Origin of the sequence: Peribacillus sp. FSL H8-0477 (assembly GCF_038002765.1) — a bacterium.
Lineage (GTDB): Bacteria > Bacillota > Bacilli > Bacillales > DSM-1321 > Peribacillus.
Genome location: NZ_JBBODE010000002.1, coordinates 1,120,428 through 1,133,389 on the forward strand (window position 1 = coordinate 1,120,428; position 12,962 = coordinate 1,133,389).

The window sequence follows — 12,962 nt, forward strand, 5'->3', positions numbered from 1 at the left end:
TAAAAGCCCCATCGAAAGGATTTACTTTTACAGAGAACAACTTTGATTTGTTGGTAAAACCATAATTATAATAGCTGCTTTTAAACCAGAGAAAAAAACAATCCCTCATTCACAGGGAATGAGGGATTCATAGAAGGAAAGAAAAAAACTAGAGTGGTCATCGACCGTCCATTGCAGTAGTTGGTTATTGGTTACAGGTAAATGTATAATGGGTCATTGGATAATTGGTTGAGTCCTTTGCCATTTCATTTTATATTGTACCAAAGTACACAAGGATTCCTTCTATGCCTTGAAGGGGAGTCTCACCCCTTCAAGGGTTAAAAATATTTCTCGCTGTCAAATTCTAATTCGATCGTATAGTTGATGGCATTGATTAAATTTGATAGCTTGTTAGCTCGACGCTCAAGCTCAATGGCTTTGACACGATATGTTTCAGGCTCAAAGGTAGCTGTACGTACGATTGAAACGGTCTCGCTGAAGGAATGAACATACTCTTCCTTTGGAGCAGCTCCATACTCTTTGCATTTCCGTGCCTGAGCGCGAAGCTGAGTTGCAAGCTCAATGGCTTCAACAATGGGAATAGAGTTCGTATCAAACAAGATCTTGTTTTCAATATTGGCTTGATACATCAACTTATCAAGTAAGCGGAAGTCTTTTCGAACTTCTTCAATATCTTGTTCGACATTTTGCAGTGTTCGTGCTTGTTTGGGCAATTTACTGCCTTTTTCAACTTCAATAAAGGCTGCCCGGTCCATTTCATCTTCTAATTCATGGATTCTTTTTGAGAGTACACTTTTTAGCTTCACAGCTTCTGCTAGAGAAAGTTTCGCCATAAGTAGTCTCCTTTCTATGTAACTATTGTTCTAGAATATACCATTTACTAGGGTGTATGTACAACAAAGATGCTTCTCTGTAATCAGGGATAGCATCTTTTTTTTAATCAGTAGTAATCATCGGATACAACCAATTTTCACGTGCAATATTTGCGGCCAATTCTTTGTTGTTATCGTCAAAAGCTCGGAGAATGGCTTCGTGTTCATTGATTGATTCGTGCCTTAGAATAATAGATTTATGAAAATAGAGCCGGCGTACATGCGATTGTAAAGTGGAGACAGTATTTAAGATATATGGGTTATCTGTCGTTTCTATTATAATTTGATGGAATTGTTCATCGAGTTTCAAAGCAAGATGAAAATTATGATTGTTCACTGCTTCGGCAAACTGGGTATTGATCAACCGTAAGGTACGTATTGTTTTCTGATTAATGACTTCGGCAGCAATTTCTGTCGCTAAAGCTTGTAAGGCCGCTAAGGGTGGAAGTATTTTTAGAATATCTTCCTTATTGACAGGGGTTACCTGGGTACCAACGCCTGGGAACATTTCAACAAACCCTTGAACATTGAGTAATTGTAATGCTTCACGAATAGGCGTGCGACTTACGCCCAACGCATGTGCAAGATCAGCATCATTTAACTTTTCCTGTGGCTGCAGGGTACCATCGATAATCCATTCAAGAATTTGAGTATAAGCACGATTTTTAGCGGATACACGAGCTGGTGTAGAGAAGTTAACGGGTATAGGCATAATGTCTCCCCTCTATTTAGATAAATAAGATAAATTTTACTATATTTTAATTATAGCATACTATTTTTTTAGTAAAACGCAATATATTACTCTAATATATTTTGTAGATGATCGAAGAATAATGAGTTTCTGAACGATGAATTTTCATTTTTATCATGTAATATATTGCATGTATATAATTTGTATGTTATATTTCGATAATATTACCTGAATATTTCGTTAGAGAAAAAGAAAGTATGAATATGTTTTGCTAGAAATGTATCGATAAAATAGTCTAATTTTTGTGAAAAACAGAGACTATATAGTAGTGCAGCTTGAATCTTGACACAACTTAATATGTTTTTTGGAGGAATGTATGTTGACTAGAAAAGAATCGTTTTCGTTTACGATAGCAATTGGATTTATGTTGTTCGCTTTATTCTTTGGTGCAGGGAACTTAATCTTCCCAGCAATGCTTGGACAATCGGCAGGTACTAATGTTTGGAGTGCGAATGCTGGCTTTGTGGTGACAGGGGTAGGTCTACCTTTGTTAGGTGTACTTGCACTAGGTTTTTCAGGTAAAGGTGATTTGCATGCAATGGCTAGTAAAGTTCATCCGTTATTCGGTATTATTTTTACTACTATTCTATATTTAGCTATTGGACCTTTATTTGCTATTCCAAGAACCGGAAGCGTATCTTATGAAATTGGTGTTAAACCATTCTTAGGTGATGATGTTGGCTTTATGCCATTACTTATTTTCACACTGATATTCTTTGCTATAACCTGTTTCTTCTCTCTAAATGCTTCGAAAATTGTTGATATTGTTGGTAAAGTTTTAACCCCGCTGTTATTGATATTTATCGGAATTCTAATTGTTACAGCCATTGTTAATCCACTTGGCGACTTTAAAGCACCGACTGAAACGTATATGGACAATGCATTCTTTAAGGGCTTCCAAGAAGGGTACCTGACAATGGATACCCTAGCCTCTTTTGTTTTTGGAATCATTGTTATAAATGCAATCAGAGAAAAAGGAATCACAGCTAAGAAGCAAGTTATGTTCACATGTATGAAAGCAGGGTTAATTGCTGCAGGACTGCTTGCTGTTATCTACACAGCACTTACCTATATCGGAGCATCAAGTGTTGGAAAGCTTGGGTTATTAGATAATGGAGGTACTGTTTTATCTGGTGTATCTACTCATTACTTTGGGCCTAATGGAAGATTATTATTAGGATTAATTGTAGTCGCTGCATGCTTAACGACAAGTATTGGTTTAATTACGGCTTGTTCATCGTATTTTCATAAAATTTTCCCTAGTATTTCGTACAAAAAAATTGCGATTATTTTGTCCGTATTCAGTGCGCTTTTTGCAAACGTAGGGTTAATGAAACTGATTGCGATTTCCGTTCCTGTTTTGACAGCTATCTATCCGATTGCGATTTGCTTGATTTTCTTAACATTCTTGGATTCAGTATTTAATGGCCGTTCAGAAGTGTACATCGGCTGTATCGGAATGACCTTTATTGTTAGTTTGTTTGATGGATTAAATGCTGCAGGATTTACCATCAAAGTTATTGATGATTTGTTTACTACCATCCTTCCTCTGTACTCAGTAGGACTGGGCTGGATTCTTCCAGCAATTGTGGGAGGAATATTAGGGTACTTGGTCACATTGGTGACATCTAATAAAGAATATGTATAAGTAAAAATCAAAACAGGCTGTCGAGAACCATTCGGCAGCCTGTTTTAATTTGCCCTTCTTTTTTCTATGAATTACTATAAGGACAACTAAATGGGGGTGATTTTGTTGGAAAGTTTCACCATGGGGGTAATTCGTATTATTCAAGAAATTCCAGAAAGTAAAGTGATGACATATGGTCAAATAGCTAGATGTGCAGGCAACCCTAGAGCAGCGAGACAAGTGGTTAGGATTCTGCACTCAATGAGTGAAAAATATAATCTTCCGTGGCACAGAGTGATTAACGCCAAAGGGGAGTTAGGGATAGGAAATCCAGATTTATTGGCTGTACAAGTATTTGCATTAGAGCGTGAAGGAATTACGATTACAGGGGGAAACCAGGTTAATCTTAAGCGGTATCAATATATTCCATGAGACAAAAAGAACCTGAAAGTTAATTCAGGTCCTTTCTGTCTAAGTTTATAATATCCACATGCCAATGAGACCGCAGATTATACCAAGAACGACAACAGACGTCACTACAAAGGCTAGTACACGTTTTGGGAATGATTTACCGACAATGATTAACGAAGGAAGACTGATCGCAGGCAGTGTGAGTAATAACGCTGCTGCAGGACCGCCTCCAAGTCCGAAAAGCATCATGGATTGGATAATTGGAATTTCTGCCGCAGTAGGAATGACGAACAACATTCCGGTAATAGCAAAAAGGATAATGGCGATGATACCAGTTGCAGCTGCACCGCTCATCTCTGGGAATAACCAAACGCGTGCTGCTCCTAGAAGTAATACAGATAATAGATAAGCTGGAACAACATATAAAACCATCATACTAAGGCTTTTCATCCACCTAGCAATAAATGATCCCTCTGGCTGTTTCTCTTGGCTTGCAATTACAGCATCGAGATCTACAGGTTGAACGTCTTTTGCAAATCGGTTTGCTAAAAAGCTGACACCAAACACGAGAATTAAGCCGAATACAACGCGCAATACGGTGAATTTCCATGACAATACGAAGGTCATGAAAATTAATGTCGCAGGATTAAGGACAGGATTACCAAGCCAAAATGCCAAGGCTGCTCCTACGGAAGCGTTACTTTTACGAAGACCTACTGCTAAAGGAGCTGCACAGCATGTGCACATCATTCCTGGTAAAGAAGCCAATCCGGCAATGGCAGTACTGCCAAAAGATGTTTTCCCAAGGACTTTTAACAGCCATTGTGCAGGTAAAAGTACCTGAATCAAGGAACCAAGAAGAATGCCAAGTACCGCTGCTTTCCAAACAGATTGGAAGTACGTAACACCATAGCTCCAAGCGCTATCCCAAGAAAAAGGGGTATTTGATGTATCGCCAAGTATTGAATCTCCAATCGAATGAGTATTAATGGCTAAAATCGATTTATTATAATACGGCCACCATTTAACGTAGATTAATCCAACTACGGCAATTAATACGAAACTAAAAATAAACCAACCAGTTTTCTTACTTCCAGCCGGCTGTTGTGGAACGGAACTATTTGCTTGCACGATGGAACCTCCAGTGAAAAATATATAATTAGATTGCGATAAAAGTATATCACATTAAATATTGGTTTGAAGATTCTTTGCTTAGTAAATTTGGAAAATGTATGTGTAATGTAAATGATAAGCCTATTCGACTAATAAATTCCTTTGAAACATTCGTTGATATTTCTGATTGTTTCGAATATAAAAATGTTAATAATTTAAGGCCGGAATGAAGGTTTATTTTTATTTGTGATCTATAATAGTAGTATATACAGACCTAGAAAAAGAAAGGTTGTTGTCAAATGACACACACAAATAAAGTTAAATTAACCTCATTATCTTCTAAAGGCGGTTGTGGATGTAAAATTGGTCCTGCTGATTTAGCAGAAGTTATGCGTTCACTGCCCAAGCAAGCGGCGAATCCTAATCTTTTAGTTGGACTTGATACGAGTGATGATGCCGGTGTATATCAGTTGACTGATGAATTGGCATTAGTTCAGACGTTGGATTTCTTTACACCGATTGTAGATGATCCGTATGATTTTGGACAAGTAGCAGCAGCAAATGCTTTAAGTGATATTTATGCGATGGGCGGGAAGCCGCTGACGGCTCTAAATATTGTGGCTTTTCCCATTTCAGTTTTGGATAAAGAAGTCCTAGCAGATATTCTCCGTGGAGCAGGCGATAAATTGAAAGAAGCGGGCGCAACACTTGTGGGCGGCCATTCAATTGATGACAAAGAACCAAAATTCGGCTTAGCAGTAACCGGTTTAGTTCATCCTGATAAGGTTAGAGCTAATTCAGGGGCTGTACCTGGTGATCGTTTGATTTTGACTAAACCGATTGGTGTTGGGATTTCAACAACTGCCATTAAAAACAACCTCTTAAGTGAAGAGGAAATTACTCGGGTAACCAAAGTAATGACTACGTTAAATAAAACAGCCGCAGAAATAATGGAACCATTTGATGTACATGCATGTACAGATGTCACTGGTTTTGGATTATTAGGACATGCTTCTGAAATGGCCAAGGGAAGTAACGCCGGCATTCAGATTTATCAAAAACAAGTACCGCTTTTAAATCGTGTTAGAGAGCTGGCTGAAAAAGGGGCAATCCCTGGTGGAACAAAAAATAATTTTGCTCATTTAGAAGGTTCGGTTACTTTCTCAGAGTCAATGGATCAAATTGATCAATATATTCTGTGTGATGCTGTTACGTCGGGCGGGCTCTTAATTTCCGTTTCTGGAGATCAAGCTGAAGAATTGCTGGAATCTATGATTAAAGCTGGAGTTGAGGCAAGCATAATTGGCGAGGTGACAAGTAGTCAACCGGGACATATAATTGTTGAGTAATTTTTTAGATACAGAAAGGCGGAAGCATCATTGTTTCAAGATATAAACATAGATGAATTGTTGGCTTTAAGGGAAAAGAAAGAAATTGTATTAATTGATGTACGGTCTCCATCTGAATACAGAGAGGCAACCATCCCAGGCAGTCATAATATTCCGCTGTTTGATGACGCCGAACGTGCTGAGGTTGGGACAATTTATAAACAGATAAACAACCAGGCGGCGAAAAAAAGAGGTTTAGAAATTGTCTCAGCGAAGCTGCCAAACTTCATTGAAGAATTTCAGGGAATTGAGGGCCAAAAGGTTGTCTTTTGCTGGAGAGGCGGAATGCGAAGTAAAACGACTGCTACTCTTCTAAGTTTAATGGACGTACATGTCTGTCGTCTTCAAGGCGGAGTTAGGGCTTATCGGAAGTGGATTGTGGATCAGTTGGAGAAGATAGAAGTTAAAGCTGAACCAATTGTCTTGAACGGGTATACCGGAGCAGGCAAAACAGTCATCTTGCATAAGCTCGAGGAAATGGGTCATCCAGTTTTGGACTTAGAAGGGATCGCTAACCACCGAGGATCAATCTTTGGTCAGATTGGGCTTGAACCAAATAACCAAAAAAGTTTTGATTCACTGCTGGTGGAGAAACTGATTGAGCTGCAAAATGCACCATATATTTTGTTCGAAGCAGAGAGTAAACGAATAGGGAAAGCTACCATGCCTCAATTCCTTGTTGATAAGAAGGAGCAGGGTTTTCAGGTGTTTGTCGATATGCCAGTAGACGAGCGGGTACGCCATATTATTGAAGACTATCAGCCTGAAAACCACCATGAAGAATGTCTGGAGGCTTTTAGAAAAATTAAAAATAGACTCCATACGCCGATTGCTGCCCAAATTGATGCAGATTTGTCTTCAGGTGATTATGCCTCAGGTGTCCGCCTGCTTTTAGAGCATTATTATGATCCAAGATATAAACATACTGCTGAACAATTTGCCCAAAACCGCAGAATAACGATACAGCCCAAAAATGCTGATCAAGCTGTGGAACAGATTATTGATATCCTTCGTACGAAGTTTAAAACGGCAGTTTCGTAAATTATGTATTTTTAACTGGTTTTTATTTACAGATGACGATTGATGTTGTAAGGTTAAAGTAGATGAATGAGAAAGGGACGGTACTAGAATATGAAGTTATAATCTTGTTTTTTAGGAATTTACTCATGAATAAAAAAATGAGGAACCTGGAGAATGGGATTAGTCTGTCCTTTTACTTATTACAGTAGCAATCGTACACTAGTTTGTATGGTTTCTTTGCGTATAAGTCGGCCACTAGTGGCTTATTTGAACCTCTCCAGGTTTACTGGGGAGGTTCTTTGTTTAGAAAACCTCCCCATAAAAACAAGAGAATATGGGGTGTTAGTATGGCATTAATTCAAGTACATCAACTTAAAAAGAGTATAGGAACAAGGGTGCTTTTAAATGAGCTTTCATTTGACATACATGAGGGAGATAAAATTGGTCTGGTTGGCTGGAATGGCGCTGGGAAAACAACATTGGTTAAAATCCTGATGGGACTCGTGGAACCTGACACGGGAACAATAAAAAAAATTCCATCATCACTATCAATCGGTTATCTGCCGCAATCAACAGAACATTTAACATTTGAAGGGGAATTGAATGAATCTGGTGAGACACTTTTAAAATCGGCTAGTCAGCTTGGTTTAACGAAGCCGCATTGGATAGACAGCGAAACAAAGTATTTAAGCGGTGGTGAGAAGCTCAAACTATCGCTTGCAAAAATCTGGACTAATCATTCACAATGCCTGCTGCTCGATGAACCAACTAATCATCTTGATAGCAAAGGAATCAATTGGCTCATTACTGAAGTGAAATCATACGGTGGTGCGGTTATGATTATCTCACATGACCGTTATTTCTTGGATCAAACAGTGACGAAGATATTTGAATTGGAAAAAGGAAAGTTGAACATTTATAACGGTAACTATTCGACTTATCATAAGGAAAAACAAGATCAAATGATGCGGCAGCAACACGAGTTTGATAAACAGCAAAGAAAAATCGCCGATATTCAACAGCAAGTGAAAACATTAAGGCAATGGTCTGATAAAGCGCACCGGGAAGCTGGAAAGGGCGGTTCCAATGCAGAAAATCGTCAAGCGGGGTTAAGAGAACATGAACGGGTAAAGGCTAAGAAAAAGGATAGTCAAATAAAGTCGAAAATAAAGAGACTTGATCTGGAATTATCACAGCATACGGTTGAAAAGCCGGATGAAGAGATGAAGGTATCGTTCCATTTTGAGTCCACCAATAAACATGGCAAGCGGATTGTAGAAGCTAAGGATTTAATGAAACAATATGGTAAACGAGTGATCTTTGATAGAAGCTATTTTTACGTAATGAATGGAGAAAAAGTCGGTCTTATGGGGTTGAATGGTGCGGGCAAAACAACTCTAATTAAACTATTACTTGGGGAAGAAAAACCAACCAAAGGCACCCTGTGGAAAAGTGAATCCATGAAGGCGGCCTACCTAAGTCAAGATGTGAACGATCTTCCTTTAGAAAAAACAGCATTAGACTATTTACAGAACGATCGAGAGAAACAATTAAAAGCGCGGACACTATTCGCCAATATGAATATGAAAGAAGATAAACTGATTAAGCCTATGGCTGAATTAAGTCTTGGCGAGCGAACGAGAGTAAAGCTGGTTCAGATGATTCTTCAGGAATATGATTTGCTGATACTGGATGAACCGACTAACCATCTTGATTTACCAAGTCGAGAACAGTTGGAAGAAACATTAGAAAGTTTTACAGGCACATTGATTATTGTTTCTCATGACCGGTATTTAATTAATAAGCTGTGCAATCGGCTGCTTGTCATTGAAAACCAAAGAATACAGCGGATTGACATGGGAATGAATGAATATGAAAGCATTAAAAACCCTGTTAATCAGGATGAGAAAGAACGGTTGGCAGATCTGTCGGTGATTGAAACCAAAATAACAGAACTGCTCGGGAAAATTAGTTTCGTAAAACCAGGATCGGAAGAGTATCTTCGCTATGATCATGAACTAATAGAGATGATGAAGAAGAAGCAACAAAGAAAAGGATAGACGTAAAGAAAACACCGTCCGAGTTGGAGGTGTTTTCTTTGTCTTAGGACCAATTTGCTTTATAATGATAAGTAGTTAAATAAAATTATAGAATAATAATATAGCTCGAGAGAGTAAGGTATATATCGGAGGATGAATAGGCAGATGAAAATAGAGTTGGGAAACAGACCGGCCTTTATCGAAGAAGAATTAAAGAAAATTCAGGCGCAGGTATTGCCCTTGTTAAAGAAAAATTCCACGTTTAGTACATTGTCATTTATGCTGATTATTTTTTCACTAATGAACCTCATTTATCTTATGTTCATGCAGCCATCGGGTACAACATCCAAGGTCAGCATTGGCTTTTTTGCCCTTACAGGTGCGCTGGGGATGGCACTTTCCAAGGAAAGTAAGCTGCTGAATAAGGAAATTCTTAAGAATAGCAGAGTGTATATAGAAAAAAGAATTCAATCAGGGATTTATTTGAGTGATCAACGTAAAGCTGCTTACCAAAAACAAATAGCTGAACAGCCAGTCTTGGTTATGAAACACTTTATTGAGTTTTTGGCAGAAGAAGAGCGGACTAAAAAAAGAATGAATTCCTAGTAAAAAGAGGCTGTACCTGAAGTGCACCCCAAAAGTTAGAGTCATAATCTAACTTTTGGGGTGTTTTAGTATGGCTAAATATAGCGATGAGTTTAAGTTGATGATTGTGAGAGAGTATCTGAATGGTCCACTTGGCTTCAAACTACTTGTTCGTAAATACGAGATAAAATCACCTACGCAATTAAGAAATTGGGTAAATATATACAAGAACCAAGGCGCAGTTGGACTTTCTAGAAAGAAAACCAATGAATTTTATTCTGTTCAATTCAAGCTTGATGTACTAAGCTTTATGAAAAGGACAGGCGCTTCTTACACTGAAACTGCTCTTCACTTCGGGTTAACCAATCCACCTTTGATTGCTTCGTGGAAAGGAAAACTCCTTGAGAGTGGTGTGGAAGGCCTACTTAAACCGAAAGGACGGCCAGCCATGTCAGACAAAGCGAAGAACAATCAAAGAAGAAAACAGCCTGTAAAAGAGATGACCGTTGAACAGAAACTCAAAAGGGAAAATGAACTTCTGCGTTTGGAGAACGAGTACCTAAAAAAGTTGCGCGCTTTTCAGATGGATCCGGACGGTTATCTCGAAAAGCACAAGCAGCGCTATCATACGAACTCAAAGAAGAATTCCGACTGAAGGATGTACTTCAGTTCATAGGTATTCCCGAATCTTCTTATCATTACCATGTGAAAAAAATGAAGCAAGAAAACCCTCATCAAGAAGTAGAAGAAATCATTCAAGCTATTTTTGAAGAGCATAATGGCAACTATGGGTATCGCAGGATTCGTTTAGCGTTAAAGAACCAGGGGCTCCTAGTGAATCATAAGAAAGTACAACGCATCATGAGAAAGCTTGGATTGAAAGGGGATAAGTTCACCCGTAAATCACGTCGATTTAGTTCGTACAAAGGAACAATTGGCACGGTAGCGAAGAACAGAATCCATCGCCGGTTTAAGACCCCTATTCCCTATCAAAAACTCACCACCGACATCACAGAATTCAAGTGTGCGGATGGAGGTAAACTCTACCTCAGTCCGATTTTGGATATGTATAATGGTGAAATTCTTTCATATGGGATGAGTATGCATCCGACACTGGACTTTGTAATAGAGCCTTTGAAGGAAACTCTTCGAGTAGTAAAAGAGGCAAGATACCGAACGACCATCCATTCAGATCAAGGCTGGCATTATCAGCATAGAAAATGGGTCCATACATTGAAAAAACATAACGTGTTCCAAAGCATGTCCCGAAAGGGAAACTGCTTAGATAACTCGCCTATGGAGAACTTCTTCGGATTATTAAAGCAAGAGATGTATTATGGTGAACCACTTCGCACGTACGAGGAACTGAAACGGGCTATCGAGTCCTACATTTATTATTATAATAACCAACGCATTAAACAGAAATTGGCTGGAATGAGTCCGGTACAATACCGTCTTCAAACCAACCAATTGGCTGCGTAATATAAAACTCTAACTTTTAGGGGTCACATCAACCGCGTACAGCCTCTTTTATGTTGTTATTTTATTTTTTGTACACGGCCTACTTGACCATCCGTCAATCGGACTTTTATACCGTGAGGATGAGAACTTGAATTAGTTAAGATATCCTTAACCGTACCAGTCGTCAGCTTTCCTGTACGCTGGTCTGCTTTTAAAACAATTTCAACCTCAATGCCCGGCTTAATATCCTTGCGATTTTGTCCGTTCATTATACACCGGTCCTTCTATGTTGGTTATTCGGTTTTTTTGGAAGCTGGCTTTTCATTTTTTGGGTTTGAACGGGACCCGTATTTAATTTCCCTGCTGACCCCTGCCCCTTCTTATTAGCGAGCTGCTCCTTGATGACCTCTTGCAGACTGATTTTCTTTTTTTGTTCTGACATTAAACATTCCTCCTGAACAGGCTTTATCGTATATACAGTATAGCCTATTTTGCAGGTAATATGGAACAAAACATATTCTTACTAAAAAAATTAATCATCTGAATTTTTGCTGAAGGATGTTAATTAAGCCGAATTGGTGCTCTTGCAATTGTATGCATTAGGATAGAGGTTTAAAAAAACTATTTCTAAAATGTTGCTGATTATTTTTTTTTTGATAAGATATAAATAATTATTTAAAAAAACTAAGACAATTATATGAACAGGGAGGATTGTATGAATTTAGTTTATCAGAAAGACGATGGAGTAAAAGAATTTATAAATAAAAATAAAGATATATTTAAAGAAAAACTATTATCAGAAGCAGTAAATGTACGTAGTAAAATTGAAGAAATCTTATTAATCGGGAATATTGATTTATTAAATAATGCTAATAAATTAACAATGTATATTGTTGAAGAGAGAGAGGAAGAACTGATTAGCTTTGCCAAACAGGAAGGTGTCGTTTGGGCAACGCATGCGCTTACTCTATCCTTTAAGTTAGAATGGGTCCATGCAATTAGAAGAACCATTTGGGATTTTTTCTACCATTATAATCATGTTACTGGTCATTCACAGGATGTAAAACAGTTCTTTAACATGGAAAAGAAAATTAATGATCAAATTGATACTTTTTTAAATACTTTTATTGTAAGTTATTCAGATTACAAGGATAAATTGATTAGAAGGCAGAAAGAAATGGTTGAGGATCTATCCGTACCGATTATTCCAATTACTCCTACGGTGTGTATTCTCCCATTAATTGGTTCGATTGATTCGTTTAGGACCCAGATAATAGAAGAAAAAGTGCTAATTGAAATCGGTCGATTACGGATTCAGACCTTGATTATGGATTTATCTGGAATTGCTAAAATGGAGTCAAACGTTATTGATAATCTCATGAAAATCATTGAAGGCACATCGATGATGGGATGTAAAACGACTATTACAGGGCTCCGGCCTGAAATTGTTCGTGAAGTAGTGAACCTTGGTCGTTCTTTTGAAAAGAACGTAGAAACGAAGGGAACCTTACAGCAGGCTTTAAAGGATTATTTAATTATTGAATAATGATATATAGCCAGATCAACCAGCTGAATAAGCTGGTTTTTTCATTTTTCAGGGAAGATTTGTTGACCAAAATGATTTTGACGCATAGACTATAAGTAAACATATGAATACTTGCTCATATATAGTTTGTGAAGGGAGTTAACATGGAT

The 12,962-nt window shown here is 38.0% G+C and carries 13 protein-coding genes and 1 pseudogene; 9 read left to right on the forward strand and 5 right to left on the reverse strand.

Annotation, left to right across the window (positions count from 1 at the left end; genetic code table 11):
• Positions 1-317: 317 nt before the first annotated feature.
• Both MHI18_RS17180 and MHI18_RS17185 read right to left on the reverse strand, forming a co-directional pair.
• On the reverse strand, positions 318-833 hold the full coding sequence (locus tag MHI18_RS17180; protein WP_340849051.1) for a hypothetical protein: 516 nt from the start codon (positions 831-833) through the stop codon (positions 318-320).
• Between the two features lie 103 nt (positions 834-936).
• Positions 937-1,584: a GntR family transcriptional regulator gene (locus MHI18_RS17185; protein WP_340849053.1), complete on the reverse strand. Its 648-nt coding sequence runs from the start codon at positions 1,582-1,584 to the stop codon at positions 937-939.
• A gap of 358 nt (positions 1,585-1,942) precedes the next feature.
• Here MHI18_RS17185 and brnQ point away from each other — a divergent pair, with 358 nt between their 5' ends.
• Together brnQ and MHI18_RS17195 are read left to right on the forward strand one after the other, a co-directional pair.
• Complete coding sequence (gene brnQ / locus MHI18_RS17190; protein ID WP_340849054.1) at positions 1,943-3,271, forward strand: branched-chain amino acid transport system II carrier protein; 1,329 nt, start codon at positions 1,943-1,945, stop codon at positions 3,269-3,271.
• 120 nt (positions 3,272-3,391) lie between these two features.
• Positions 3,392-3,682 carry an MGMT family protein gene (locus MHI18_RS17195; protein ID WP_340849055.1) on the forward strand — a complete coding sequence of 97 codons (291 nt, stop codon included), beginning with the start codon at positions 3,392-3,394 and terminating at the stop codon, positions 3,680-3,682.
• 45 nt (positions 3,683-3,727) lie between these two features.
• Here MHI18_RS17195 and MHI18_RS17200 read toward each other — a convergent pair whose 3' ends face one another.
• Positions 3,728-4,795 carry a permease gene (locus MHI18_RS17200; RefSeq protein WP_340850315.1) on the reverse strand — a complete coding sequence of 356 codons (1,068 nt, stop codon included), beginning with the start codon at positions 4,793-4,795 and terminating at the stop codon, positions 3,728-3,730.
• A 278-nt stretch (positions 4,796-5,073) separates the two neighbouring features.
• Here MHI18_RS17200 and selD point away from each other — a divergent pair, with 278 nt between their 5' ends.
• The 6 genes and pseudogenes from selD to MHI18_RS17230 form a co-directional block, all read left to right on the forward strand.
• A complete protein-coding gene (gene selD, locus MHI18_RS17205) occupies positions 5,074-6,123 on the forward strand; it encodes a selenide, water dikinase SelD (protein ID WP_340849056.1) in 1,050 nt (349 codons plus the stop codon).
• 30 nt (positions 6,124-6,153) lie between these two features.
• Positions 6,154-7,203: a tRNA 2-selenouridine(34) synthase MnmH gene (gene mnmH / locus MHI18_RS17210; RefSeq protein ID WP_340849058.1), complete on the forward strand. Its 1,050-nt coding sequence runs from the start codon at positions 6,154-6,156 to the stop codon at positions 7,201-7,203.
• A 326-nt stretch (positions 7,204-7,529) separates the two neighbouring features.
• Positions 7,530-9,242: a ribosomal protection-like ABC-F family protein gene (gene abc-f, locus MHI18_RS17215; RefSeq protein WP_340849060.1), complete on the forward strand. Its 1,713-nt coding sequence runs from the start codon at positions 7,530-7,532 to the stop codon at positions 9,240-9,242.
• 144 nt (positions 9,243-9,386) lie between these two features.
• On the forward strand, positions 9,387-9,827 hold the full coding sequence (locus MHI18_RS17220; RefSeq protein WP_340849061.1) for a DUF5392 family protein: 441 nt from the start codon (positions 9,387-9,389) through the stop codon (positions 9,825-9,827).
• Between the two features lie 70 nt (positions 9,828-9,897).
• Entirely contained in the window at positions 9,898-10,461 is a 564-nt protein-coding gene (locus tag MHI18_RS17225) for a helix-turn-helix domain-containing protein (protein ID WP_340845507.1), read from the forward strand.
• A pseudogene (locus tag MHI18_RS17230) lies at positions 10,455-11,288 on the forward strand (IS3 family transposase); the annotation flags it as partial. The gene MHI18_RS17225 and the pseudogene MHI18_RS17230, both read left to right, overlap by 7 nt.
• 56 nt (positions 11,289-11,344) lie before the next feature.
• Here MHI18_RS17230 and MHI18_RS17235 read toward each other — a convergent pair.
• Both MHI18_RS17235 and MHI18_RS17240 read right to left on the reverse strand, forming a co-directional pair.
• Positions 11,345-11,536, reverse strand: a complete 192-nt coding sequence (locus MHI18_RS17235; protein ID WP_340849063.1) for a YwbE family protein — start codon at positions 11,534-11,536, stop codon at positions 11,345-11,347.
• Positions 11,536-11,709, reverse strand: a complete 174-nt coding sequence (locus MHI18_RS17240) for a hypothetical protein (protein ID WP_340849064.1) — start codon at positions 11,707-11,709, stop codon at positions 11,536-11,538. The genes MHI18_RS17235 and MHI18_RS17240 overlap by 1 nt, the downstream gene beginning before the upstream one ends.
• A gap of 273 nt (positions 11,710-11,982) precedes the next feature.
• On the opposite strand from MHI18_RS17240, the gene MHI18_RS17245 reads away from it, so the two are divergent.
• Positions 11,983-12,813 (forward strand): STAS domain-containing protein, encoded by an 831-nt coding sequence (locus MHI18_RS17245; protein ID WP_340849067.1) that lies wholly within the window; start codon positions 11,983-11,985, stop codon positions 12,811-12,813.
• Positions 12,814-12,962 lie beyond the last annotated feature (149 nt).